The following is a 24,260-nucleotide window of genomic DNA, read 5'->3' on the forward strand; positions in this document are numbered from 1 at the left end:
GAATTCAGGAAGATTCATGGACCACTTGCTACCCGTTCAGCTCGTCGAATTGCAAAACGTCACCGCCGATCTGGCTGAAACCGTCATTGCGCCGCTGGCGGCCGAGGTTGATGCCGACTGCCGCTGGCCCGCCCATTCGCTGCGAGCACTTGGCGACGCCGGGCTGCTCGGGCTGCAGGTGCCGAGCGAACTGGGCGGCCTGGGGCAGGGGCTGCTGGGCTTGTGCGTGATTACCGAAACCATCGCCCGCGCCTGCCCGTCGTCGGCGCTGTGCTACGGCATGCATTGCGTGGCGACCGCGGTGATCGCGGCCAAGGCCACCGAGCATCAGCGCGAACACTACCTGCGGGAGATCGCCGCGGGACAGCACATCACCACGCTGGCGCTCTCCGAGCGGGGCACCGGCGCGCATTTCTACCTGCCGGAAACCCATCTGGATGCCGACGGCGAAGATTTCCTGGTCGACGGTACCAAGCAGTTCGTCACCAACGGCGACCATGCTGACTCCTACGTCGTGTCCACCGTCGCGGCGGGCGCCGAGGCGGGGGATTTCAGCTGCCTGATCGTCGATCAGGGCAGTGCCGGCATGAACTGGCTCGAGCCCTGGGCCGGCTTTGGCATGCGTGGCAATTCCTCGCGGCCGTTGCAGCTCGATCGCGTCCGGGTACCGGCGCGCAACCTGCTCGGCGAGCCGGGCGATCAGGTCTGGTACGTGTTCGAGGTGGTCGCGCCGTTCTTCCTCATGGCCATGGCCGGCACCTATCTGGGCGTTGCCCAGGCGGCGCTGGACGAGGCGAGCCTGCATCTGCGCTCGCGGCATTACAGCCATTCCGGCGAGTCGCTGCGGGATGTGGAAAGCCTGCAGATCCGCTATGGCGAACTCTGGACCGAGCTGGTCAAGACCCGCGCGCTGGTGCGCGAAGCCGCACGCCGGGGCGATGGCGCCCACCCCGAAGCGTTGTCGTTCATCCTGGCGTGCAAGGCCGATGCGGCGGAGACCGCAGTGCGTCTGGCCAACGAGGCGATGACCCTCTGCGGCGGCGCGGCCTATCGCGAGAACAGTCGTGTCGCCCGTCTGCTGCGTGACGCGCGGGCCGCGCACGTGATGACCCCCACCACCGGCCTGCTCAAGCTCTGGACCGGTCGCAGCCTGCTGGGGCTGCCGCTGCTATGAGCGAGTTGCTGCTCGATCAGATCGCGCTGCTGGAGGCAGGCGATGCCACGTTGCGCGAGCAGATCGACAGCTGGGCGACAGCCCACGGTCTGCAGGTGCGCAGCCTTGATCCAGGCGCGTTGCTGCCCGACGAGAACGAGCCGGCGCTGGTGCTGCTGGCGCCCGGTCTGCAACGCCCGGTGGCGCAGGCCCGGCAGCTGCGCAGTCGCTGGAAGGCCACCCAGTTGCTGTTCCTCAGCGATGAGGCGGGCGTCGACTCGCTGCACCGCGAGCTGGGCCCGGCGCCGTTGCTCGGGCCTCACTGGTCGATCGTCACCCTCGGCGCCAGCGCGCTGGCGCAGCTTGATCAGGCCTTGGCCAGCGTGCGGCGGCGGGCGCGCCTGCGCACCACGTTGGCGCAGGCCAACGCGATGGTCGATGGCGGGCAGTTGAGCAAGCGTTCGTCACCCACGGCAGAGCTCTATCTGCATCATTTTATCGACGCGGCACGCGACGCCATCGTCGGTCTCGACCGCGCCGGGGCGGTGCTCTACTGGAGCGCCGGTGCCGCCGAGCTGTTCGGCCTGGGCCGTGGCGAGGTGCTACGCCGTGCGGCGAGCGGGCTGCCGTTCTGGAGCGACGAGCTGGGCCAGGCCCTGGCGCAGGTCCAGGATTGCGACACGACGCTGACCCTGCAGCATGAAGACGCGGCTAACGGGCGAACGCTGGAGATCGTCGTCGCCGCCGTGTGTTCTGCGGATGGCGCGGTGGTGGGTGCGGCGCTGACCTTGCGCGATGTCTCGGCGCTGGTCGCGGAGCGTCGCGCCAACGAGTTGCATGGTCGTCAGCTCAGCGAGGAGCGCGCCCACCTGCAACGGCTGTTCGACCAGGCGCCGGGCTTCATCGCCATCACCGAAGGGCCGCAGCACGAGCTGAAGATCGCCAATCGCGCCTTCCACCAGCTGGTCGGCGCCCGCGAGCTGCTCGGGCGTCCGGCGCTCAAGGCGTTTCCGCAACTGGAAAGCCGCGCGCTCTCTGACTTGCTACAGCAGGTCTATGTCACCGGGCGGCCCTATATCGGCCGCGACATCGCCGTGCGCGTGCGCCCGCAGGCCGGCGGTAAGGCCGAGCGTCACTATGTGAATTTCATTTTCCAGCCGGTGTTCAGTGAGGACGAGCAGGTCAGCGGCATCTTTTGCCAGGGCCATGATGTCACCGCCCAGGTGCTGGCGCAGCAGGCGCTGCAGCGCTCCAGCGAGCAGCTGCAGGAGCTGGTCGAGGAGCGCACCCGCGAGCTGGAACTCAGCCGCCAGGCGCTGTATCAGTCGCAGAAGCTCGAGGCCATCGGCAAGCTCACCGGCGGCGTGGCACACGACTTCAACAACGTGCTGCAGGTGATCGCCGGCAATCTGCAATTGCTGCAGCCGCTGGTGGAGGCCAACCGTGGCGCGGCGAAGCGGGTCGATGCGGCCAGCTCCGCCGTCGAGCGCGGTGCCAAGCTGGCGCGGCAACTGCTGGCCTTCGCCCGTCGGCAGCCGCTGCGCCCGCAGCCGACCAACCTTAGCCGGCTTTTGCGCGACCTCGACGAGCTGCTGCGCCAGGCGTTGGGCGAGCGCATCGAAATCGAAACCGTGGTGGCGGGCGGGCTGTGGACGACGATGGTCGACCCGAACCAGCTCGAACAGGTGGTGCTGAACCTGGCGATCAATGCCCGCGATGCCATGCCTGATGGGGGCAAGCTCACCCTGGAGCTGGGCAACGCCATGCTCGACGAGCACTACACCGGTACCCAGATCGACGTCGCGCCAGGGCAATACGTGTTGCTGGCGGTGTCGGACACAGGCGTTGGCATGCCCGCCAACATTATCGAACAGGCCTTCGAACCGTTCTTCACCACCAAGCCAGAAGGGCAGGGCACCGGGCTGGGGCTGAGCATGGCCTACGGCTTCGCCAAGCAGAGCGGCGGGCATATCCGCCTGTACAGCGAACCGGGGGCCGGCACGAGCGTGAAGCTCTACCTGCCGCGCACCGAGCAACCCGAGGTACAGGCGCAGCCATCCACCGTCGGGCCGGTGGTGGGCGGCAGCGAAACCATCCTGGTGGTCGAGGACGATCTGCCGGTGCAGGCCACGGTGATCGAGCTGCTCACCGGCCTCGGCTATTCGGTGCTGCGCGCCAACGATGCGCAGAGCGCCCTGAGCATCCTGCAGAGCGGCCTTTCCATCGACCTGCTGTTCACCGATGTGGTCATGCCGGGGCCGCTCAGCAGCACCGAACTGGCGCGCCAGGCTCGCGTGTTGCTGCCGGATATCGCCGTGCTGTTCACCTCCGGCTACACGCGCAATGCCATCGTGCATGGCGGGCGTCTCGATCCGGGCGTGGAGCTGCTGAGCAAGCCCTATCGGCAGGAAGACCTGGCGCGCAAGGTGCGCCAGTTGCTGGGCACGCAGCACAGCGACGACAAACCCGTCGAGCAGCAGTGGGTGATGGTGGTGGAGGACCAGCCGCAACTGCTGGTGCTGGCCTGTGAGATGGTCGAGGAGCTGGGCTACCGCGCCTGCGGCTATCCGAATGCTGAAGCGGCCGCGCAGGGGCTGCACGAACAGCGCTTCGATCACCTGTTGCTGGACGTCAATCTGCCGGGCCGATCAGGCCCCGACTTCGCCGCCGAGGCCTTGCGAACCCAGCCATGGTTGCGGCTGGTATTCGTCTCCGGTGAAGGGCGTATCGAAAGCAACCTGCCGGCGCGCTCGCTGCCCAAGCCGTTCAGCTTCGACCAGCTCGCCGAGATCCTGCAGGGGTAAGGGCCTCGCCGCGTGCCTGGGGGCGGGCGCCGCTGCGCGACAAGCCATGCAGGCCGATGGCGACGGGCGCCGCCAGGGCCAGCCAGCTCAGCCAATCGCCCGCGCCTTCGGACACCAGCCCGGCGATCAGCCCGAGCATGGACAGCACGCCGATCAGCACCGGCCACAACCAGATGCGCATCATGAGCGCATCTCCGTCGTGCCGCGCTTGAGCCACAGGTACAGGCCGCTGCCCAGCACGACGATGGTGAGGATATCCAGCAGCCCCCATAGAATCTTCAGCGGCAGGCCGCCGTAGTCACCGAAGTGCAACGGTTCTGAGAGCTGCAGCGCGGTGACGTACCAGGGCCGGGCGCCGGCTTCGAGCACTTCGCCATTGACCGGGTCGACCAGCAGCGCCTGGGTCAAGCGGGAAGTCAGCGGCGTGTCGCCGCGCAGGATCACCGCGACGTGCTCCGGTGTGGCGCGCAGTGTGCCGGGGTAGGCAATCATCGACACCGCCATGTCCGGCGCTGCAGCCAGCACGCGATCGACCGCAGTCTGCAAGGAGCCATCAGCGGCAGGCGCATCACTGGCATCGGTGGCCAGCAGTACCCGCGTTTCACCGGCTTGCAGTGCGGCGACCTGTTCGGCCTGCCAGGCCTGGAAGATCAGGTCCGCCCAGGTATTGATCACTCCGGTGAAGCCCACCGCCAGGGCCCACACCAGGGTGACGATGCCGAGCAGGTTGTGCAGGTCCAGCCAGCGGGTGCGCGGCGTGCGTTCCTGGCGCACCTCGCCGAAGCGCAGCTTGCGCATGAAGGGCGCGTAAAGCACCACGCCGGAGACGATCGCCACCATCAGCAGCAGGCCCATGAAGCCGAGAAACAGCTTGCCGGCCAGCCCCGCGTAGAGGTCCACGTGCAGGCGGTACATCACGCTCATAAAGCCTTCGTCGAAGTTCGGCGCGCCGAGCACCTCGGCCGTGCGGGCATCGGAGAGGATCAGGGTCGATTCGCTTTCATCGGTGTCGACCCGGGTATCGAGCTTGACGTACCAGACATCCGGCGCGTCTTCCTCGGCGAAAAAGTACAACGGCACGAGGCCCGGATAGGCCTTCACAGCTTCGGCCGCAACCCGGTCGACCGCAGCGCGCGGCGTGCCCTCGGGCATCGCCGGCGCCTCGATCTCGTTGCCGGTGAGGTGATCGATCTCGTGGGAGAAGATCAGCGGCAAGCCGGTCAGGCACAGCATCAGGATGAACAGCGTAGAGACGAGGCTGGACCACTTGTGGACCCAGCCCCACCGCCGCAGGGTGATTGCCTGCATCAGAAGTCGACCGTAGCGCTGACCGAGAGCGTGCGTGGGACGCCGAGGACGAGGTAGTTAGCGCCCGGATAGCCACCGGCGGAGGCCCAGTAATCTCTGCCCGTGGCGTTGTCCAGACGGGCTCGCAGAGTCACGTCGCGGTCGTCGATCGTCATTCGATAGCGAGCGCCGAGGTCCAAGCGGGTCCAGGACGGCAAACGGAGGTCATTGCTGGCGCTGGCGTACTGCTTGCCGGTATGTACCACCAGACTGGTCAGCGTCAGCCCCCCCACACCGGGCACGTCCCATTCGCCGCCGAGGTTGGCCTGCACCTTGGGAACGCCGATGGCATTGTTGCCATCGTTTGCGCCGTTCAGCGTCTTCCTCTGTTCGGCATCCAGCAGCGTTAGTCCCCCCAGCAAGCGCGTCCCGTAGATGGGCTCGCCGAAAACCGACAGCTCTATACCGCGATTGCGTTGCTCGCCTCCCTCGCGAAACACCTGATTTTCAACAATGCCGAAGGGTCGCTCGGTACTGAAAACCGCAATGCTGCCACCCAGATTGCCGCCATCGTACTTAAGACCGATTTCTGTCTGTTTTGCGACATATGGCGCCAGCGAGGTTCCGGCATTGAGTACGGGCAGGTTATTGGCCGTCGCCGTTGCGGTATCGCCCTTGGTCAGCCCCTCAATGTAGTTGGCATAGACCGACAGTTCGTTGTTCAGCTGGTAAACGATGCCGGCCACCGGAGTGGTTTCATAGGCGTCGTAACGATCGACGCGATTGCCCGTAGCGGCCGCGTAGCTCCTGGTTTCGATGCCTTGTCGGCGGGCGCCCAGCGTGACCCGCAGGCGATCATCGAGAAAGCCCAGTGTGTCGGCAATCGCCAGACTCTGCGTACTGACCTGTTCAGTGCGTTTTGGATCAGAAAGATCGCCTCCGGGGAAGGTCACCGTCGTTGGTAGCGGCGCAGCGAACGGATCGTAGATATTGCCGATCACAGGACCGAAGAAGGTGAAGGCATTCTTCTCCTCGAAGTCGTGCATTGCGGCCGAGGTCACGATCTCATGTGAGACCGTCCCGGTTTGCACACGGAAGCGCATGCCGATTTCACCTGTGTAAACGCGGTCTTTGCGGTGATTGTCGAACCTCGACGCCGTAGTTGAGCCCTCGGAGGTAGCTCTAGGGTTGGAGAGCCGATTCTGTTCTTCTCCGTCACGCACGCCAGCGGCCGCCCAGCCGGTGATCGAGTCGGCGAAATCGTATTCGGCGCGGAAGGTGCCGAAGGTCTGCTTCTCTTTCGAATAGGTCCAGGGCTGTGCGAAGTTGTCGTCGGCGTCCGGAGCGCTGGGAATTCCGCCATTTGGCGTCACGCTCGGCCGAGGATTGTCGAGGAAGTGATACTGATGGCCGATGTCTGCCGACAAGCGCAGACGGTCACCTTGGTAGTCCAAGCCCAAGGCGAACATGTCCAGCGTCTGGTCCTCGTCCTCAACGCCTGTTTCGCCGGCGCGCTTGGCGGCGTTGAGGCGAACGCCAAACTGGTTCTGCTCACCAAAGCGGCGACCCAGGTCAGCGGCAACCGTGCCCTGACCGCCGGAACTGGCGCCAAATGTCATGCGAGTCAGGGGCTCGTTCGGTGCACGCTTGGGCAGCAGGTTGATAGCGCCGCCAAGACCCGTACCACCCGGTGCGGCGCCATTGAGAAAGGCGCTTGCACCACGGAATACCTCCGCGCGCTCGATGAACTCCGCGGCCACATACTGGCGCGGCAGCAGACCGTAGAGTCCGTTATAGGAAATATCATCGGAATACAGCGGGAAGCCGCGCACGACATACAGCTCCTGCATGTTGCCGAAGCCACGCGCCACGCGCACCGAAGGATCGTTCTGCACGATGTCTGACACGCTACGTGCCTGCTGATCCTGAATCAGCTGCGAGGTATAGGAGGTCGAGGTAAACGGCGTTTCCATGTAGTCGCGGTTGCCGAGAATACCAACGCGCCCGCCGCGGGCTACCTGTTCGCCAGCATACGGCTGGGTCAGGCCATCGGCCGAGGCGTCGGCGCTGGCGGTGATCTCTACCGATTGCAGTTCGACCGGCTCGGCAGCACTGCCTTGAGACTGATCTTCGAGTTGCTCCTGAGCCATGAGCGGCGAGCCAGCGAAGCTGGCGGCAAGGCAAACGGGCAGCAGTGCGGTTTTACGCGGGAAGCGAAGAGTGGGCATACGGACCTGACCGGACGTTGAGCTGTGAGGGTGTCGGATGATGGCGCGATGGGCAGTTGAGAGTCTGTGCCATCTGAGAGCCACTATCATATTTCAATGCTAATAATTCGCAACCGTATTCCGTCCGATGGAGCCGTGGCATGCTCGCGCGCCGCCGGCGCAGGGCGTCTGGCATGCGGGCCGCGCCTGCGTAGAAAAAAATGATTGGGTCTGTCGATTCGGGAATACACCAGACGACTAGCTGGTGAACCCGTTCATCCGATCAGAGGAAAAGGACATGAATAGCCAGAACAGCCAGGTCGAGAGCGCCATTCGCCAGCTGCACGAAACGTTCGAACAGGCCACCAAGGCCAAGGATCTCGACCGGATCATGGCGCAGTACGCCGACGACGTAGTCGCCTTCGATGCGGTTGGCGCGCTGCAAATCAAGGGCGTTGACGAGTACCGGGCGCATTGGCAGCGCTGCTTCGAGTTCTGCCAGGGCGAAGGCTTTTTCGAGAGCCATGAGCTGCATGTGGATGTTGGCGGCGAGCTGGCCTGCAGCCGCATGCTTACCCATTGTGGCGGACCCAATGCCGAAGGCGAGATGCAAACGGCCTGGATGCGCGGCACGCGGGTCTGGGCGCGGCGCAACGGTGAGTGGAAGGTGATCCACGAGCACTTTTCGATGCCCTTCGACATGCAGACCGGCCAGGTATGCATGGATCAGACACCGTCGCAGCAACATACCGGTTGAGGCTGGCCCGCGGTCTTCGTCGCGCGATCGGGCGAGGTCGCTCAATGGCTGCTAGCTTTGCTGCGTTGCCGGCAGACGGAGCCCCGCCATGAACTACCTGTGCCTGATTTATTACGATGAACAGCGTGTGGATGCGATGACCGACGAGCAGTGGCATGCGCTAGTCGCGCGTTGCCTGAGTTGCGGCGAGGAGCTGCGCGCCAGTGGCCACATGCTCGCCGGCGAACCGCTGCAGTCGGTGCGCACCGCGCGCACGGTGCGCGTGCGTGATGGCGTCACCTCGGTGGTCGACGGCCCCTTCGCCGAAACCCGCGAGCAGCTGGCGGGCTTCTACCTGATCGAGGCGGCGGACCAACAGGAGGCCGAGGCCATCGCGGCGAAGATTCCGCCGGCCAGCCTTGGCTGCGTTGAGGTCCGGCCGTTGCGCCAGCTGCCGCAGCGCTGAGCATGCCGCTGACCGGACATTTCACGGCGGCGCGGGTCGAGGCGGTCTATCGCAGCGAGTCGCGGCGCGTGTTGGCCACGCTGATCCGTCTGCTGGGCGACTTCGATCGCGCCGAAGAGGCCTTGCATGACGCCTTTGCCGCGGCCCTGCAGCAGTGGCCGCGCGATGGGATGCCGGACAACCCGCGTGCCTGGCTGGTTTCCGCCGGCCGCTTCAAGGCCATCGATGCCCTGCGCCGCCGTGCGCGCTTCGATGCCTCGCTGCGGCTGCTGGCCGAACAACTGGAAGACGCGGCGCAGGCAGTGGAGGTCGATGAGATGGAAGACGACCGTCTGCGGCTGATCTTCACCTGCTGCCACCCGGCCCTGCCGGCCGATGGCCGCGTGGCGCTGACCCTGCGTGAAGTCTGCGACCTAACCACCGAGGAGATCGCCCGCGCCTTTCTCGCTCCACCGGCCACCATTGCCCAGCGCATCGTGCGCGCCAAGGCGAAGATCCGTGACGCCCGGTTGCCGTATCGGGTGCCCGAGCGTGACGAGCTGCCGGCGCGGCTGGAGAGCGTGCTGCGGGTGGTCTATCTGGTGTTCAACGAAGGCTACACCGCATCGGCCGGCGCCGAGCTGACCCGCGCCGACCTCTGTGCCGAGGCGATTCGCCTGGGCCGACTGCTCCTCGAACTGCTGCCCAACGCCGAGGTGATGGGGCTGCTGGCGCTGATGCTGCTGCACGATGCCCGCCGGGCTGCGCGTACCGATGCTACCGGTGAGCTGGTGCGGCTGGATGAGCAGGACCGCAGCCTGTGGAGCCGCCAGCAGATTGCCGAAGGATCGCAGCTGGTGCAGCTGGCGTTGACCAGTCGCGCGTTCGGCCCCTATTCGTTGCAGGCCGCCATCGTCGCGGTGCATGCCGAGGCGCCGAGCGCCGCGCAGACCGACTGGCCGCAGATCGTGCGGCTCTACGATGTGCTGCTGCAGTTGAGCCCGTCGCCGGTGGTGGAACTGAACCGCGCGGTGGCCGTGGCCATGCGCGACGGGCCCGAGGCCGGCCTGCTGTTGGTGGATGAACTCCTCGGGCGCGGCGATCTGCAGGACTACCACCTCAGCCACGCCACCCGCGCCGATTTGTTGCGCCGGCTGGCGCGTATCGACGAGGCTCGCGAGGCCTATCGCAGCGCGCTGCGCCTGGTGCAGCTGGAGCCCGAAAGGCGTTTCCTGCAGCGGCAGCTGGATGAGTTGGGCGACTGACCGTACCCAGAAACCTTTTGTGGGAGCGGTCTCGACCGCGAAAGGCGACCGGTGCGCTGATCCCATGCTCTAGCCCGCCGGGCGGCGGCACAAAAGCTTCGCGGCCAAGGTTGCCCTGAGGTTTGTTCGGGGTGCGAGCTGGATGCTGATGTTCAATGCCGCTAAGCCTTGAATGGCCTGGCGACAAAGCCTGCGGGTCAGCTGCGGTGCGGCGTTCGACGTTGCGCGGGGACCTCTGCCGGAAGTTCTGCAGCTCGGCTAACTGCTCAGCTATCCGTGCTGCCCGCCGGCAAATAGTCGCTGCGGCTCAGGCCGTGACGCTGCATCTTCTCGTTGAGGGTGCGGCGCGGCAGCTGCAGCTGGGTCATGACCTCGGTGATGTTGCCTTTGCATTGCTGCAGGGCGTTGTGCAGGCATTGCGCCTCGAAGGCTTCCATCTGCTCGGCCAGCGACTGGCCGCCGCTGCTCGCCGGGGCCGGCGCGCTGAGGCCGAGGGCGTGGCGTTCGGCGGCGTTGATCAGCTCGCGCACGTTGCCCGGCCAGTCATGGGCGAGCAGTTGCGTCAGCTCGCCGGGCGTCATCGGTGGTGCGGCGCGGCCGTGGCGCTGGGCGGCCTGGCTGGCGAAGTGTTCGAACAGCAGCGGAATGTCCTCGCGACGCTCGCGCAGTGGCGGGATATGCAGTTCGGCGACGTTCAGCCGGTACAGCAGATCCTCGCGGAAGCGCCCGCCGCGCACCTCTTCGAGCAGGTCCGGCTTGGCCGCGCTGATCACCCGCAGGTCGACCTCGATGCTGCGGTTCGAGCCCAGCCGTTCCAGAGTCTTTTCCTGCAGCACGCGCAGCAGCTTGACCTGCTGGGCCAGCGGCATGCTTTCGATCTCGTCGAGGAACAGCGTGCCGCCGGCGGCGTGTTCGATGCGGCCGATGCGCTTGCCCTGGGCGCCGGTGAAGGCGCCGCTCTCGTGACCGAACAGCTCGCTTTCGAAGATGGTTTCCGGGATCGCTGCGCAGTTCAGCGCCACGAACGGCCCGCCGGCGCGCGGGCTGAAGTCATGCAGGCAGCGCGCGACCTGTTCCTTGCCGCTGCCGGTCTCGCCGCGGATCAGCACGTTGACGTCGGTCCCGGCCAGCTCCAGCACCTGTCGCCGCAGGTTATCCATGGCGCGGGATACGCCCAGCAGCTGCGATTCGATGCGGCCCTTGCGGGCGAACTGCTCGCGCAGCTGGCGGTTCTCGCAGACCAGCCGGCGCTTGTCCATCGCGCGGCGCACGCTGTCGAGCAGGCGTTCCGGGGTGAAGGGTTTTTCGATGAAGTCGTAGGCGCCCTGGCGCAGCGCCTGCACCGCCATGGGCACGTCGCCGTGGCCGGTGACCATGATCACCGGCAGGTCGGCGTCCAGCGCCACCAGCTGTTCGAGCAGGCCGAGGCCGTCGAGATCGGGCATGCGCACGTCGCTGATCAGCACCCCGGGAAAGTCGCGATCCAGCGCCGCCAGCGCCTCGCGCGCGCGTGAGAAGGTGCGCACCTGGAAGCCGGACAGCTCCAGCCACTGCTGCACGGCCTGGCGGATCGCCGCCTCGTCGTCGATGAAGATTACCTGCCCGCTCATTGCCTGCTCCCCGCGGTCGCGTCGCGGCAGTTTACTCGGCGGCGTGCCCTTCGGGGCAGCTGGTAAAAGATCGACGAGACCGACAGCGCAAGGCAAAAGCAGGGGGGAAAGCGCAGTTCACGAGGTGTAAACCAGCATGTCGAGTCTGCATTCAACGCGGCGTTGACAGCGTAGATGGTTGCTAACGCTGCTCCTCGGCAGCCGGCAGCGTCAGGGTGAACACCGCGCCGTGCTCGTCGTTGCTGACTTCCAGCGCGCCGCCCATCTCACGCACGATGCCGTAGGACACCGCCAGCCCAAGGCCGAGGCCCTGGCCGACCGGTTTGGTGGTGAAGAAGGGCTCGAACACCTGATCCAGATGTTCGCTGGCAATACCGCCGCCGTTGTCGCCCACGCTGAGCTGCCAGCGGTCACCGTTGAGCTGGCAGAGGATGCGCAGGCGCCGCTGCGGGCGCTCGGCCATGGCATCCAGCGCGTTGTGCAGCAGATTGATCAGCACCTGCTCGAGGCGGATGGCGTCGCCGCTGACCGCGGCCTCGGCCGGTACCTGGCGGAACACCTCGACCTGCTCGCTGCGAATGCGCGGCGAGAGCAGCTGCAGGGCCTGCTCCAGCACCTCGGCCAGGCTCAGACGCTGGCGCAGCCCGGCCGGACTCTTGCGAGCGAAGGTCTTCAGGTGGCCGGTCAGCGCCGCCATGCGTTCGAGCAGGCCTTCGACATGCCCGAGGCCTTCGCGCACCTCGCCGTCGCGGCCGCTGTCGAGCAGCAGGCGCAGGCTGGCGAGCTGCATGCGCAATGCGGTCAGCGGCTGGTTGATCTCGTGGGCGAGGGCGGCGGACATCTGCCCGAGGGCGGCCATGCGCGCCGCATGCACCAGTTCGTCCTGGGCGGTGTGTAGCTCACGGGTGCGCTCGTGCACCAGGCGCTCCAGCTCGCTGCGGCTGCGCTGTTCGACGCGGCGGGTCTTGCCGCGTTGCGCCAGGTAGAGCAGCAGAAAGGCCAGGGTCATCCACACGCCAGCCGCGGCCAGGCGATAGCTGCGCACGCTGGCGACCACCATCTGTGGGTCGTGCAGCAGGTGCAGGGTCCAGTCGTCTTCCGGCAGCGCCAGGCGTTGCCAGAGGTATTCGCGGCGGCCGTCCGGGCCATCCACCAGGCGTCGCTCGCTGCCCTCGGCGAGTTGCTGCACGCGGCTGCTCGGCAGCGGCTGCAGCGTCTGTTCGGCATAGCGTCGGGCATCGATCAGGCGGCTGCGCACCTCGTCGCTCAGCGGGCGCAGATAGCGGAAGCGCCAGGCCGGGCGGTTGGTGAGGATGACGATATCCAGCGAGTCGGCGATCAGCAGGATGCCCGGCTGGCCGACCCAGTCGCGCTGCATCTCTTCCAGCTCGAGCTTGACCACCAGCACGCCGAGCACCTCGCCGGCGGCATTCTTCACCGAGCTGGAGAGGAAGTAGCCGGGAATGCCGGTGGTGACGCCGACGGCGAAATAGCGGCCGCTGTCGTTGCTCACCGCATCGCGGAAATACGGGCGGAAGGCGTAGTTGTTGCCGACGAAGCTGCTCCAGTCGCGCCAGTTGCTGGCGGCGATGGTCTCGCCGTCGCGGTCGAGCAGGTACAGCACCGAGGAGCCGGCTGCGTGGTTCTGCTGTTCCAGGCGCTGGTTGAGCTGGCGGCGCAGCGCGCGGTTGCCCGGTTCGGCGAGCAGCGCCTGGATGTCGCTGTCTAGCGCCAGTAGGGCCGGCACCGAGCGGAAGCGTTCGACCTGGGTGTGGATCGCCTGGGCATAGAGTTCCAGCTGCCCCTGCGCTTCCTGGGCACGCTCGGCCCAGGCGCGCTGCTCGGCCAGGCGCCCGGCCCAGTACATGCTCAGCAGCAGGCCGATGAGGATCAGCGCAACGATCAGGGTTACCCGCAGGCGGTTGGACAGTGCTGGCATGACGACGCTCGCGACAGGACCCGACGATGGTAAGCGATAGTCGGCAGCGGTGGCGCATCGCCGAGCCTTGGCATAGCACCAAAGTCTTGATCTACCCCAATAGAGGCATAGTGACATCATCGCTATACTGCGGGGAGTTACTTTCAGCTTCAGCAGGGATCGCTAGTACGGAACGGCCAGCCGCTCCAGTCGAGGTCCGCCTTGCTCAGAAAAATCCTTGTCAGCCAACTCCGCTTCGGCATGTACGTCCATGGGCTGGACGGCAGCTGGTTCGATCATTCCTTCTGGCGCAGCAAATTCTTGCTCACAGACCCCGCCGACCTGCAGGCGCTGCGCAGCAGCGGCGTCAAGGCGCTGTGGATCGATACGGGCAAGGGCGTCGATGTCGAAACGGCAACGCCCCCGGCCGCCGAGTCTCCACAGCTGGTCTCCGACGCCGTGCCGGTTGCGCCTCGGCCGACCGCCACGTCGGCCCAGCAATGCAGCGTTCAGGAAGAAATGCAGCGCGCCGCGCAGGTGCTCAAGCGTTCCAAGCAGCAGGTGACCTCGCTGTTCAACGAGGCGCGGCTGGGCAAGGCCGTCGACCCGCAGCAGTGCCTGCCACTGGTCGAGCAGATTTCCGCATCCCTGGCGCGCAACGGCTCGGCATTGCTCAGCCTGGCGCGGCTGAAGACCAAGGACGAGTACACCTACATGCATTCGGTGGCGGTCTGCGCGCTGATGGTCGCGCTGGGCCGGCAGCTGGGCCTGAGCGAACAGTAAGTCCAGGAAGCCGGCTTTGCCGGGCTGCTGCACGACATCGGCAAGATGGCCATGCCGCTGGATGTGCTGAACAAGCCGGGCAAGCTCAGCGACGACGAATACGCCGTCATGCGCAGCCACCCCGAGCGTGGTCACGCGATCCTGCTCGGCGCAGGAGCGGCCGTGTCCGAGGCGGTCCTGGATGTCTGCCTGCATCATCACGAGAAGATGGACGGCACCGGCTATCCGCACCGGCTGGCCGGCGAGCAGATCAGCCGGCTGGCGCGCATGGGCGCGATCTGCGACGTGTATGACGCCATCACCTCGGATCGTCCGTACAAAACCGCCTGGGATGCTTCGGGCTCGCTGGCGCGCATGGCGCAGTGGCAGGGGCACTTCGATACCCAGATCCTGCATGCCTTCGTGCGCACGGTGGGTATCTACCCGCTGGGCTCGTTGGTACGGCTGCAGTCCGGGCGGCTCGGCGTGGTCATCGAACACAACGCGCAGCAGCTGACGGCGCCGCGCCTGAAACTGTTCTATTCCACCCGCGCCCGCGCGACGATCGTGCCGGTGGAGCTGGACCTCTCCAGCCCGCAATGCAGCGACCGCATCGTCGGCCGCGAAGACCCCGCCGCCTGGGGCTTCAGCAATCTGGATGCGCTCTGGACCTAGATTGGCGGTCGTAAACGGGGGGCGATGCGACTAGAATGTCGCCCCCCGAATGCGATCCGCCCGGCGAGTCGCTCAGAGAAGAGCTTGTAATGCCCATGACCTGGCTGCCTAGTCCGCCATAGCGCTGCGCCCCCTCGCGTCACTTTGCGACTGCCTGTCATGGGGTGGTCGTGCGCTGCTGTCCGTGCGTTTCGTCGACTGACAGCCGAATCAATCACACCAAAAATCTCGTCTTGTATCGCTGCCGGCCGTCCGCGGTCTGCATGGTGGTGCTTTTGCTCTGGATAGTCCGATGCTGCAATCGATCAAACAAAACTGGTTCTCCAACGTCCGTGGCGATGTGCTGTCCGGCCTCGTCGTCGCGCTGGCGCTGATTCCCGAAGCCATCGCCTTCTCCATCATCGCCGGGGTCGATCCGCGGGTCGGCCTGTATGCCTCCTTCTGTATCGCCGTGGTGATCGCCTTCGTCGGCGGCCGCCCGGGGATGATCTCTGCCGCCACCGGCGCCATGGCGCTGCTGATGGTGACGCTGGTGCGCGAGCACGGCCTGCAGTACCTGCTCGCAGCGACGCTGCTCTGCGGCCTGTTGCAGATCGGCGCCGGCTACCTGCGCCTGGGTTCGCTGATGCGCTTTGTCTCGCGTTCGGTGGTTACCGGTTTCGTCAACGCGCTGGCCATCCTGATCTTCATGGCCCAGCTGCCGGAACTGACGAACGTCACCTGGCACGTCTACGCCATGACCGCCGCGGGCCTCGGCATCATCTACCTGTTCCCCTATGTGCCGAAGCTCGGCAAGGTCATCCCGTCGCCACTGGTGTGCATTCTCAGCCTGACCGCCGTGGCCATGTACTTGGGCCTGGATATCCGCACCGTCGCCGACATGGGTGACCTGCCCGACACCCTGCCGGTCTTCCTCTGGCCGGAAGTGCCGCTGACCTTCGAAACCCTGGCGATCATCTTCATGGTCGTCACCGTGGTGGTGGTGGTCTTCACCCACAACCTGGCCTACGGTGTTCTGGCGGGCGTGCTGCTAGCGGCGATGTTCTTCGCCAACAAGGTCGGCCACTACCTGCACATCGGTTCGGAGCTGGATGCCGCCGGCCATCAGCGCACCTACAGGGTGGTCGGGCAGGTATTCTTCAGCTCATCGGACAAATTCACCGGTGCGTTCGATTTCAAGGAAGCGCTCGGCAAGGTCACCATCGACCTGTCCCGCGCACATTTCTGGGACATCACCGCCGTGGCGGCGCTGGACAAGGTGGTCATCAAGTTCCGCCGCGAAGGCACCGAGGTCGAGGTGCTGGGTCTGAACCAAGCCAGCGCGACCATCGTTGACCGCTTCGGTGTGCATGACAAACCCGAGGCCATCGACAAGCTCATGAGCCACTGACCAGGAGAACGACAATGACCCACGTAATGGCTTGTATCGACGGATCACCGCAGGCCGCGGCGGTTTGCGACTGTTCGGCCTGGGCCAGCAAGCGCCTGGATGCGCCCCTGACGCTGCTGCATGTGCTCGACCGCCAGCAGTATCCGGTGTCGGGCGACCTGAGCGGCATCATCGGCCTCGGCAGCCGCGAATTCCTCCTGCAGGAGCTGGCCACGCTGGACGAGAAACGCGCCAAGCTGGCGCTGGAGGAGGGCCGCATGATGCTCGATTCGGCACGTCAGCGGGCGATCTCCGCCGGCGTCGCCCAGCCCGAGTGCCGGCAGCGCCACGGTGATCTGGTCGAGTCCCTGCGTGATCTGCAGGACGAAACGCGCCTGCTGGTCATCGGTCGTCAGGGCGAGGACAGCGGCGATGCCATCCAGCACATCGGCAGCCAGCTGGAAAACGTCATCCGCACCATGCAGCGGCCGATCCTGGTCGCCCCCAACGATTTCAGCGCACCGCAAAGCGTGATGCTCGCCTTCGACGGTAGCGCCACCAGCCGCAAGGGCGTGGAAATGCTCGCCGGCAGCCCGCTGTTCAAGGGCATGCCGATTCATCTGGTAATGGTCGCGGCCGACACCGCCGACAATCAGGCCCAGCTGGAAAATGCCCGCGGCGTGCTGACCGCCGCTGGTTTCAACGTGGAAATCGCCATCCGCGCCGGTGAAGTCGAGCCGACCCTGCATGCCTATCAGGCCGAGCACGGCATCGACCTGCTGGTGATGGGCGCCTACGGCCACTCGCGCATTCGCCAGTTCTTCGTCGGCAGCACCACCACCAACATGATCCGCACCACTTCCACGCCGCTGCTGTTGCTGCGCTGATCACCATCCGCTGCGCGCCCGTCTCGGGCGCGGCAGCCGTCAGCTGTAAAGGTCGGCCCGGCTCCAGGGCAGCTCGTGTGAGCCATCCGCCAGCGGCTTGCTGGCGAGGATTTGGTGCAGGTTGATCCAGTTGTGACGGAAGCCGTAGGCGCAACCGGCCAGATAGAGGCGCCAGATGCGCAACGCGCGTTCGGGAACCATCCGTTTTGCCTGCTCCAGCTGCGCTTCCAGCCGCTCACTCCAGAATTCCAGCGTACGCGCGTAGTGCAGGCGCAGGCTTTCCACGTCGACGATTTCCAGCCCTGCATCGCTGATGCAGCTGCTGATGTTCACCAGGTGCGGTAGCTCGCCGTGGGGGAATACGTAGCGGTTGATGAACTCGCCGGCGCCATGTCCGACCGGGCGGCCATCGATGTGTCGGGCGGTGATGCCATGGTTCATCACCAGCCCGCCGGGGCGCACGGCGTCGAACAGCCGCTGGCAGTAAAGCGGCAGGTTGGCGTGGCCTACATGCTCGAACATGCCGACGCTGACGACCTTGTCGAAGCGGCCATCCTGCGGCAGATCGCGGTAGTCCATCAGCTCCAGAGTGATCTGCTTCGCTAGGCCTTCCTCGACCACCCGTTCGCGAGCCAGTTCGAGCTGCTCGCGGCTCAAGGTGATGCCGAACACCTTCGCGCCGAACTCGCGTGCGGCATAGCGAGCCAGACCACCCCAGCCGCAGCCGACATCCAGCAGGCGCTCGCCAGGCTTGAGCCGCAATTTGCGGCATAGGTGGCGCAGCTTGGCCTGCTGCGCCTGTTCCAGATCCTCGCTGCCGGTTTCGAAATAGGCGCAGGAATAGACCATGTCCCTATCCAGCCAGAGCCGATAGAAATCGTTGGACAGGTCGTAGTGATAGGAAATGGCTTCGGCGTCGGTCGCCTTGTCATGCGCCTCGCGCGAAGGCAGCGGAAAATCGTCCTGGCCCAGCGCCCTTGTGATCACATCGCCGATCCGAATGACCTCACCCACTGGCCCAAGCAGGTCGATCTGCCCCTCGACGTAGGCCGCGCCTAGTACGTCCAGGCTCGGCTGCCTCAGCCGGGTAACCAGGCTGGGATCCTTGATCACCAGCGTGACGCAGGGAGTTGGGCCGATCTCGATCTCGTTGCCATCCCATAGCTGCAGCTTCAACGGCAGGGCGAGTTCTTTAAGGGCCGGTAGCAAGGTTGCCAACATGCTCGATCTCCTTTTCTTTTCAGTGCACGAAGAAAATCCTAGACCATCAAACGGCAACCGGTAGGCTATGGTTATGATAGTTTCGCGCTATGGTTCGAACGGCGGCGAACGTGCATTTGACGGCTTAACTCGCCGGGCTACCGCATGAGGGCTTATGAAACACAACGATTCACAACGCGTACTGATTCTGGTCGCCAGCGGCCCCAGTACCCCGGCGCGCTGCGCCGCGCCTTTTCATATCGCCACGCTGCTGGCCTGCATGGATGCCGAGGTAACCCTCTACCTCACCGGTGAAGGCACGCAGTTGGCGCGCCGCGAGGTGGCCGAATCGCTGCGCGCGGTGGAAGGTGGCGAGCCGCTGCTGCACTTCATCTGCAACGCCAAGCAGGCTGGCGCGCGCTTGCTGATGTGCCGCCAGCCCGGGGTTCAGCTCGACCCCGCCACGCTGATCGCCGAGCTCGATGAAATCTCCAGCGGCGGTGAACTGGCGCAGATGATCCTCGAATACGAACGGGTGCTGACCCTATGAATGTGCACGGCCTGGAATTCCCCGACTCGCTGCGCTACGCCCCGGAGCACAGCCTGTGGCTGCGCGAGGAGGCCGACGGCAGCCTGACCATCGGCCTGACCGCCTACGGCTGCGCACTGTACGGCCAGATATTCGCCTTCACCCCCAAGCGCGTCGGCGCACGTATCGAGCGCGAGCGCAGCTTTGGCGTGGTCGAGTTCGCCAAGGCTGCCTCGTCGGCGCGCAGCCCGGTGAGCGGTGAACTGCTGGCGGTGAACGAAGCACTGCTCGAGCGTCCGGCGCTGATCAATCAGGATTGTTATGGGGAGGGCTGGATGGTCCGCCTGCAACCCGCGGATTGGGTCACCGTGCGCGACCGATTCCCACTGGGCGAAGCCGCCGAAGCCGCCATCGCCGAACGCATGCGGCTGGACAACTTCGACCCCGCCAACGCCCATGTGCAGGCGTTGCAGTGGAAATAGTGGGTGCTTGAGGTGGGTTAGGAGCGGAGGCTTTCAGCCAGCCGCCCCGACGCTATGCCAGGGCGCAATGCTGGCAATTGCCGCGGGATAGGAGCTCAGGGCTCGTCCGGCGTGGACAGGTCGAGCACCTTCACACAGCTCGCCTTGATCGCATGGTCCAGCTGGCGGATGCAGATATCGATCGCCATATTGCGCGTGCGCTTGTTCGTCCACTCCAGCTCGGCCAGCGTCTCGATCAGATCCTGATGGCCGCTCTCGTTGACCAGCATGCCGTGCTGCACTGTCAGCGTCCGGCCCTGAAAGCTCAGCTGCACCGGGTCGCGCCCGACGAGGGATGCACCTTCAGCCAGCAGACAATCGATATGGTCACGCAGCGCGTGTAATGCACGGCGCTCATCTGGCGGGTTACCCACGACACCTCTCCTATCCCTGGAAAGAAAAACCGCGATTGTGACGCGCTTCGCGCTAGAGCGCGATGGCTTTTTGATATTGCCAAGTGGGGCGGGCTGTCGCAGGGTGATGAGGAGGGTAGAGGGAAGTGTAGATGGCGGAAGGCAGTGAGAGTCGAACTCACCCGGGAGCGGCTGCCGCCCCCAACCGGGTTTGAAGCCCGGCCGCACCACCGGGTGCGATTGCCTTCCTTATGTGGTCCAGAAGCGAAAAGGAAGCGGCGACCAGCCTACCCCAGGCCTGACTGGATCGCCAAGGCGCTGTCCTGGCGGACTTTGCGTTCGTTGCCGAAGCGGCGTGTGAGGCCGATGCGGTCGAAGTGTTCGAGCAGCTGGATGCTGCGTTTGCGGCCGAGCTGGATGCGGTCGCGGAAGGCGGCGGCGCGGATCACGCCGCTTTGCGCTTCCAGTTGCAGTAAATGCCCCGCGAGTTGGCGAATGGTGAACTCGGGGTAGAACAAATCTTTCACCACCTGTTGCAACAGGCCGAGGCGGGCGAGCTTGCGCAGCAGGTTGCGCATCTGCGTTTCGTCGACACCGAGGTCGCGGGCCAGGTCGCGGACCCAGGGCGGGTCGAACTGGCCGGCTTCGAGCAGCGGCCACAGGCGTTCCTTCAAACCTTCTTCCGTATCGCTCAGGCGCACCCGGTGATCGGGGCGGTGCAGCCAGGGGCCGCTGGTTTCGATGCTGCGGGCGGCCAGTGCCTGCTCCAGCAGGGCAATGAACACCGGCCGTTCCAGTTGCGGCAGCGCATAGCGGCGCAGGCGGTCGCGATCGGGGCCGAGTTCGTCGGGTTGTTCTTCGTGAAAACGCTGCAGGGCGGCGAGCAGGGTGGCTTCGAGTTCGCTCCAGCGGGCCTGATCGAATAGCCGTGGCCCAAGCCGAGTGCCAATCTCCAGTACGCCTTGCGGCAGCTGCCAACCTTGGCGCGGGCGGTTGAATTGGCGTTCCAGGCTTTGCGGATCGATGCCATTGGTGGCGCTGGCGAGCAGTGGCGGCAATGCATGCTCCAGGCTTGGCTGGTTCAGCGCTCGCAATTGCTCCAGTCGCGCGACGCGGCGGCGATTGCGCGGTGGTGCGTACGGGTCGAGCACTCGGCCGCCGCCAAGGGTGCGCTGGGCGGATTGATCGCGCAGGACGATGCGATCGCCATGCACGGCGTGGCTCGGTGCGTTCAGCAGGAGCTGCGCAAAGGCGTGTTCGCCCGGCACCAGGCTCGCATCTTCGAGCAGGGCGACGCGCGCGGTGACGTCCTGGGCGCCGAGATGCACGTGCACCGGCGCCCAGTGCTTGAGCTCGTGGGCTTCGCCGGGCAGCAGCTTGAAGTCGATATCGATGCGTTGCGTCGGCGCGTGCAGCAAGGGGTGCAGTAGCCAGTCGCCGCGATGGATCTGTTCGACGGCCAAACGCTCACCGGCAAGATTCAGCGCCACGCGCTGGCCGGCATGGGCTTCGGCCGTTTCACGGTTCTGCGCGTGCAGGCCGCGGACGCGCACGCGTTTGCCGGCGGAGCCGAGCAGCAGTTCGTCGCCGATTCGCACTCGCCCGGCAAAGGCGGTGCCGGTGACCACCACACCGGCGCCGGTGACGCTAAAGGCGCGGTCGATGGCCAGGCGGAAGTGGCCGCTGTCGCCGCGTGCGGCGGTGCGTGCGACTTCTTCGATCAGCGCGGCGCGCAGGGCGTCGATGCCATCGCCGCGGATGCTGGAAACCGGGAAGATCGGCGCGCCGGCCAGTGGTCCGGCGGCCAGCAGGGCTTCGATCTGCTGCTGAACTTCTGTGATGCGCACCGGCTCGACGCGGTCGATCTTGGTCAGCGCTACCAGCGCGCGACGGATGCCGAGCAGCTCGACGATGGCCAGGTGTTCGCGGGTCTGCGGCATCACGCCGTCATCGGCAGCCACCACCAGCAGCACGCAGTCGATGCCGCTGGCGCCGGCCAGCATGTTGTGTACGAAACGCTCGTGGCCCGGCACGTCGATAAAGCCGGTGAGGCTGCCTTCACCGAGGTCGGCGTAGACGTAGCCGAGGTCGATGGTGATGCCGCGTTCGCGCTCTTCGCGGCGGCGGTCGCCCTGTTGCCCGGTGAGGGCTTGCAGTAGCGCGGTCTTGCCATGGTCGATATGGCCGGCGGTACCGACGATCAACGGGCGAGCTCCTCTTGCAGGTGCGTCAGTTGCTGGAGGAAGGCCGGTTCGTCGTCGAGCTGGCGCAGGTCGAGCCAGAGGGCGTCGTCGTCGATGCGCCCGAGTACCGGAATCGGCAGGCAGCGCAGGGCTTCTTCCAGCTGGCGCAGGCTGCGGCCGCGCAGGCGCTTGGGCTGCTGCGGGCGGATGCACAGCGCTGCGCTGGGTAGGCGTGCCACCGGCTGCGCGCCGCTGCCGATCATGCCCAGGGCATCGGTTACTGCGACTTGCCAGGTTTCGCCGAGCACGGCGGCCAGTGCCGGGGCGATGCGTTCGGCCTGGATGCGAATCTCGGCCTGCGGGCGGCTGAGCAGGCGCAGGCTGGTGAGGCGTTCGGCCAGGCGGTCGGGATCGCGATAGAGGTTAAGCACCGCTTCCAGCGCGGCAAGGGTCAGCTTGTCGACGCGCAGGGCGCGCTTGAGCGGGTTCTTCTTGATCTTCTGGATCAGCGCCTTGCTGCCGACGATCAGCCCGGCTTGCGGGCCGCCGAGCAGCTTGTCGCCGCTGAAAGTGACGATATCGGCGCCGTCGCGTAGCGCTTCCTGCACCGTGGGTTCCTTTGGCAGGCCCCAGCGCGAGAGGTCGAGCAGGCTGCCGCTGCCGAGGTCTTCCAGCAGCGGCAGATCGTGGGTATGGGCGATGCGCGCCAGTTCGGTGGTGGCGACGCTGGCGGTGAAGCCCTGCACGCTGTAATTGCTGGTGTGCACACGCATCAACAGGCCCGAGCGCGGGTTGATCGCCGCTTCGTAATCCTTGGCGTGGGTGCGGTTGGTGGTGCCGACTTCATGCAGCTTCACGCCGGCGCGGGCCATGATGTCGGGGATGCGAAAGGCGCCGCCGATCTCGATCAGCTCGCCGCGGGAAATGATGCCTTCCTTGCGTGCGCCGAGACTGTTCAAGGCCAGCAGCACGGCGGCGGCGTTGTTGTTGACCACGGTGACGGCCTCGGCGCCGGTCAGTTCGCGGATCAGCCCTTCGATGAGGTCGTCGCGGTCGCCGCGCTTGCCAGTGGCGAGATCGAATTCCAGATTGAGCGGGTAACGTGCGGCGAGGGTGATCGCCTCGATGGCTTCATCCGGCAACAGGGCGCGGCCGAGGTTGGTGTGCAGCACCGTGCCGGTGAGGTTGAATACCCGGCGTACGCGGCTCTTGTGCTGGTTGGCCAGGCGTTCGCCGGCGCGCCCGGCGAGCACCGCTTCGGACAGTTCCAGCGCGGCCAGCTGGCCGTGGCGGGCCGGTTCTCGCAGTTCATCGAGCAGATCGCGCAGGGTGCTCAGCAATGCCTGGCGGCCGTAACGCTGCTGCAGCGGCTGACAGGCTGGGTCGCGCAGCAGCTTGTCGACCGAGGGCAGGTGGCTGCTGCTCATGCATCGCCTCCCGGCGCCAGCAGCAGGTTGGGGGCCTGGCGCTGAAAGCCCTGCTCGGACAGCAGCATGTCCAGGTCGAGGGTGGCGAGGTCGGCGGAGAGGCTTTCGCCATCCGGCGCCAGGTCCAGGTAGAGCTGCTTGAGGTAGCCATTGCACTCAGGGCAGACCTCGGCCTTGACGCCTTGCGGCGAGCCTTCGAAGTGCAGGTAGTCGAGTTTCTTGGTGCTGCGGCAGAGGCTGCATTTGACGCGCACGTAATGCCACTCGCAGGCGCACAGCGAGCAGACCAGATAACGCAAGCCGTTGAGCTGGCCGCGATGGCGGATGATGCCTGCCATCGGTGGCGCACCGCAGCAGGGGCAGTGGGTCTGGTCTTCGCGCTCGCGCATGTCGGAGAGGTCGAGCTGCAGCAGCCAGTGGCTCCAGGCCAGCTGCAGGGCGGCGCCGAGGAAGGGCACCAGTGCTGGCGGCAGGCTGTCGTACTGGCCACTGACCAGTGCCACGGCCCATGCCTTGCGCTGGCCGCTTTCGGCCTCGCGCAGTTGCTCGATGGCAGCCACTACCGCGGGGCTTTCCGGCGCCACGAAGGCATCCAGCCAGGCATCCAGCATCGTCAGCCAGGCATCGTCGCGCACCAGAGTATCGGCAGCCAGCGGCGGCAGGTTGTGCCTGAGACTTTCGCGGGTGCGGTGTTCGTCCAGCGGCGCGATTGTCGGCGGGTTGTCCAGCACCTGCTGTTGCGCCTGGCACACCGCTGCCAGCAGGCGCAGGTAGTCGGCGAACGGATGGCCTTCGGCGAGCTTGGTCAGGCGCTCGCTGCGCAGGGCGAACAGGTTGCGCGGCGGCAGGTTGAGGAAGGGTGGTTTGCTGGCAGCGGCTTCGATCTGCCCAGGTTCGAGAATGGTGCCTGCCACGCAGGACTCCTTATT

Annotated in this window: 19 protein-coding genes, 1 tRNA gene and 1 pseudogene; 10 read left to right on the plus strand and 11 right to left on the minus strand. The window is 65.9% G+C overall.

Translation table 11 applies throughout. The features are described 5' to 3' along the window. Positions 1-16 precede the first annotated feature (16 nt). Both RT582_RS09450 and RT582_RS09455 read left to right on the plus strand, forming a co-directional pair. The gene (locus RT582_RS09450; RefSeq protein ID WP_313477231.1) at positions 17-1,174 is read left to right on the plus strand and encodes an acyl-CoA dehydrogenase family protein; all 1,158 of its coding nucleotides are present in this window, start codon (positions 17-19) and stop codon (positions 1,172-1,174) included. Further along, the gene (locus RT582_RS09455; RefSeq protein WP_313477232.1) at positions 1,171-3,957 is read left to right on the plus strand and encodes a response regulator; all 2,787 of its coding nucleotides are present in this window, start codon (positions 1,171-1,173) and stop codon (positions 3,955-3,957) included. Before RT582_RS09450 ends, RT582_RS09455 begins: the two co-directional genes overlap by 4 nt. Here RT582_RS09455 and RT582_RS09460 read toward each other — a convergent pair. Genes RT582_RS09460 through RT582_RS09470 form a run of 3 tightly spaced genes read right to left on the minus strand, consistent with a single transcriptional unit; the run spans position 3,920 to position 7,472 of the window. After that, entirely contained in the window at positions 3,920-4,141 is a 222-nt protein-coding gene (locus tag RT582_RS09460) for a hypothetical protein (RefSeq protein ID WP_044314010.1), read from the minus strand. The genes RT582_RS09455 and RT582_RS09460 overlap by 38 nt on opposite strands. Continuing rightward, positions 4,138-5,265, minus strand: coding sequence for a PepSY-associated TM helix domain-containing protein (locus tag RT582_RS09465; protein WP_313477233.1), 1,128 nt, complete (start codon positions 5,263-5,265; stop codon positions 4,138-4,140). The genes RT582_RS09460 and RT582_RS09465 overlap by 4 nt, the downstream gene beginning before the upstream one ends. Continuing rightward, positions 5,265-7,472 (minus strand): TonB-dependent receptor, encoded by a 2,208-nt coding sequence (locus RT582_RS09470; RefSeq protein ID WP_313477234.1) that lies wholly within the window; start codon positions 7,470-7,472, stop codon positions 5,265-5,267. The genes RT582_RS09465 and RT582_RS09470 overlap by 1 nt, the downstream gene beginning before the upstream one ends. 277 nt (positions 7,473-7,749) lie before the next feature. Between RT582_RS09470 and RT582_RS09475 the strand changes: the two genes are divergently transcribed. The 3 genes from RT582_RS09475 to RT582_RS09485 all read left to right on the plus strand — a co-directional run bounded on the left by RT582_RS09475 (position 7,750) and on the right by RT582_RS09485 (position 9,897). After that, positions 7,750-8,208 carry a YybH family protein gene (locus RT582_RS09475; protein ID WP_313477235.1) on the plus strand — a complete coding sequence of 153 codons (459 nt, stop codon included), beginning with the start codon at positions 7,750-7,752 and terminating at the stop codon, positions 8,206-8,208. Positions 8,209-8,296: 88 nt separating this feature from the next. After that, positions 8,297-8,653, plus strand: coding sequence for a YciI family protein (locus RT582_RS09480; protein WP_041015414.1), 357 nt, complete (start codon positions 8,297-8,299; stop codon positions 8,651-8,653). Between the two features lie 2 nt (positions 8,654-8,655). Further along, positions 8,656-9,897, plus strand: coding sequence for an RNA polymerase sigma factor (locus RT582_RS09485; protein ID WP_125860880.1), 1,242 nt, complete (start codon positions 8,656-8,658; stop codon positions 9,895-9,897). A gap of 266 nt (positions 9,898-10,163) precedes the next feature. Here the strand turns inward: RT582_RS09485 and RT582_RS09490 are convergent, their stop codons facing one another. After that, positions 10,164-11,507 (minus strand): sigma-54-dependent transcriptional regulator, encoded by a 1,344-nt coding sequence (locus tag RT582_RS09490; RefSeq protein ID WP_301633100.1) that lies wholly within the window; start codon positions 11,505-11,507, stop codon positions 10,164-10,166. Between the two features lie 181 nt (positions 11,508-11,688). Next, a complete protein-coding gene (locus tag RT582_RS09495; protein WP_313477236.1) occupies positions 11,689-13,446 on the minus strand; it encodes a sensor histidine kinase in 1,758 nt (585 codons plus the stop codon). Between the two features lie 201 nt (positions 13,447-13,647). Between RT582_RS09495 and RT582_RS09500 the strand changes: the two are divergent. The 3 genes and pseudogenes from RT582_RS09500 (at position 13,648) to RT582_RS09510 (ending at position 17,118) form a co-directional block, all read left to right on the plus strand. Further along, a pseudogene (locus RT582_RS09500) lies at positions 13,648-14,862 on the plus strand (HD-GYP domain-containing protein). A gap of 292 nt (positions 14,863-15,154) precedes the next feature. Next, positions 15,155-16,252: a SulP family inorganic anion transporter gene (locus tag RT582_RS09505; RefSeq protein ID WP_313477237.1), complete on the plus strand. Its 1,098-nt coding sequence runs from the start codon at positions 15,155-15,157 to the stop codon at positions 16,250-16,252. 14 nt (positions 16,253-16,266) lie between these two features. Continuing rightward, positions 16,267-17,118 (plus strand): universal stress protein, encoded by an 852-nt coding sequence (locus RT582_RS09510; RefSeq protein ID WP_042922937.1) that lies wholly within the window; start codon positions 16,267-16,269, stop codon positions 17,116-17,118. A 39-nt stretch (positions 17,119-17,157) separates the two neighbouring features. On the opposite strand, the gene cfaB is transcribed toward RT582_RS09510, so the two are convergent. Further along, positions 17,158-18,339: a C17 cyclopropane fatty acid synthase CfaB gene (gene cfaB / locus RT582_RS09515; RefSeq protein WP_023444794.1), complete on the minus strand. Its 1,182-nt coding sequence runs from the start codon at positions 18,337-18,339 to the stop codon at positions 17,158-17,160. A gap of 154 nt (positions 18,340-18,493) precedes the next feature. On the opposite strand from cfaB, the gene RT582_RS09520 reads away from it, so the two are divergent. Together RT582_RS09520 and RT582_RS09525 are read left to right on the plus strand one after the other, a co-directional pair. Continuing rightward, positions 18,494-18,868, plus strand: coding sequence for a DsrE family protein (locus RT582_RS09520; RefSeq protein WP_313477238.1), 375 nt, complete (start codon positions 18,494-18,496; stop codon positions 18,866-18,868). Then, on the plus strand, positions 18,865-19,329 hold the full coding sequence (locus RT582_RS09525; RefSeq protein WP_313477239.1) for a glycine cleavage system protein H: 465 nt from the start codon (positions 18,865-18,867) through the stop codon (positions 19,327-19,329). Before RT582_RS09520 ends, RT582_RS09525 begins: the two co-directional genes overlap by 4 nt. Positions 19,330-19,424: 95 nt before the next feature. Here RT582_RS09525 and RT582_RS09530 read toward each other — a convergent pair whose 3' ends face one another. The 5 genes from RT582_RS09530 to fdhE form a co-directional block, all read right to left on the minus strand. After that, positions 19,425-19,742: a hypothetical protein gene (locus tag RT582_RS09530; protein WP_046618102.1), complete on the minus strand. Its 318-nt coding sequence runs from the start codon at positions 19,740-19,742 to the stop codon at positions 19,425-19,427. Between the two features lie 132 nt (positions 19,743-19,874). After that, positions 19,875-19,970: transfer RNA gene (locus tag RT582_RS09535), tRNA-Sec, on the minus strand. Between the two features lie 38 nt (positions 19,971-20,008). Continuing rightward, positions 20,009-21,925, minus strand: a complete 1,917-nt coding sequence (selB, locus tag RT582_RS09540; protein WP_313477240.1) for a selenocysteine-specific translation elongation factor — start codon at positions 21,923-21,925, stop codon at positions 20,009-20,011. Continuing rightward, positions 21,922-23,331, minus strand: coding sequence for an L-seryl-tRNA(Sec) selenium transferase (gene selA / locus RT582_RS09545; RefSeq protein WP_313477241.1), 1,410 nt, complete (start codon positions 23,329-23,331; stop codon positions 21,922-21,924). The genes selB and selA overlap by 4 nt, the downstream gene beginning before the upstream one ends. After that, complete coding sequence (gene fdhE, locus RT582_RS09550; protein ID WP_313477242.1) at positions 23,328-24,245, minus strand: formate dehydrogenase accessory protein FdhE; 918 nt, start codon at positions 24,243-24,245, stop codon at positions 23,328-23,330. Before fdhE ends, selA begins: the two co-directional genes overlap by 4 nt. Positions 24,246-24,260 lie beyond the last annotated feature (15 nt).

The sequence above is a fragment of the Stutzerimonas kunmingensis genome (assembly GCF_032106285.1).
GTDB lineage: Bacteria > Pseudomonadota > Gammaproteobacteria > Pseudomonadales > Pseudomonadaceae > Stutzerimonas > Stutzerimonas kunmingensis_B.

Coding starts and splice junctions, on each gene's coding strand:
- RT582_RS09450 (WP_313477231.1), top strand. CDS start 17: ATGGACCACTTGCTACCCGTTCAGCTCGTCGAATTGCAAAACGTCACC.
- RT582_RS09505 (WP_313477237.1), top strand. CDS start 15,155: ATGCTGCAATCGATCAAACAAAACTGGTTCTCCAACGTCCGTGGCGAT.
- RT582_RS09465 (WP_313477233.1), bottom strand. CDS start 5,265: ATGCAGGCAATCACCCTGCGGCGGTGGGGCTGGGTCCACAAGTGGTCC.
- RT582_RS09485 (WP_125860880.1), top strand. CDS start 8,656: ATGCCGCTGACCGGACATTTCACGGCGGCGCGGGTCGAGGCGGTCTAT.
- RT582_RS09495 (WP_313477236.1), bottom strand. CDS start 13,446: ATGCCAGCACTGTCCAACCGCCTGCGGGTAACCCTGATCGTTGCGCTG.
- RT582_RS09525 (WP_313477239.1), top strand. CDS start 18,865: ATGAATGTGCACGGCCTGGAATTCCCCGACTCGCTGCGCTACGCCCCG.
- cfaB (WP_023444794.1), bottom strand. CDS start 18,339: ATGTTGGCAACCTTGCTACCGGCCCTTAAAGAACTCGCCCTGCCGTTG.
- RT582_RS09480 (WP_041015414.1), top strand. CDS start 8,297: ATGAACTACCTGTGCCTGATTTATTACGATGAACAGCGTGTGGATGCG.
- selA (WP_313477241.1), bottom strand. CDS start 23,331: ATGAGCAGCAGCCACCTGCCCTCGGTCGACAAGCTGCTGCGCGACCCA.
- RT582_RS09460 (WP_044314010.1), bottom strand. CDS start 4,141: ATGATGCGCATCTGGTTGTGGCCGGTGCTGATCGGCGTGCTGTCCATG.
- RT582_RS09510 (WP_042922937.1), top strand. CDS start 16,267: ATGACCCACGTAATGGCTTGTATCGACGGATCACCGCAGGCCGCGGCG.
- RT582_RS09490 (WP_301633100.1), bottom strand. CDS start 11,507: ATGAGCGGGCAGGTAATCTTCATCGACGACGAGGCGGCGATCCGCCAG.
- RT582_RS09520 (WP_313477238.1), top strand. CDS start 18,494: ATGAAACACAACGATTCACAACGCGTACTGATTCTGGTCGCCAGCGGC.
- RT582_RS09470 (WP_313477234.1), bottom strand. CDS start 7,472: ATGCCCACTCTTCGCTTCCCGCGTAAAACCGCACTGCTGCCCGTTTGC.
- RT582_RS09475 (WP_313477235.1), top strand. CDS start 7,750: ATGAATAGCCAGAACAGCCAGGTCGAGAGCGCCATTCGCCAGCTGCAC.
- RT582_RS09455 (WP_313477232.1), top strand. CDS start 1,171: ATGAGCGAGTTGCTGCTCGATCAGATCGCGCTGCTGGAGGCAGGCGAT.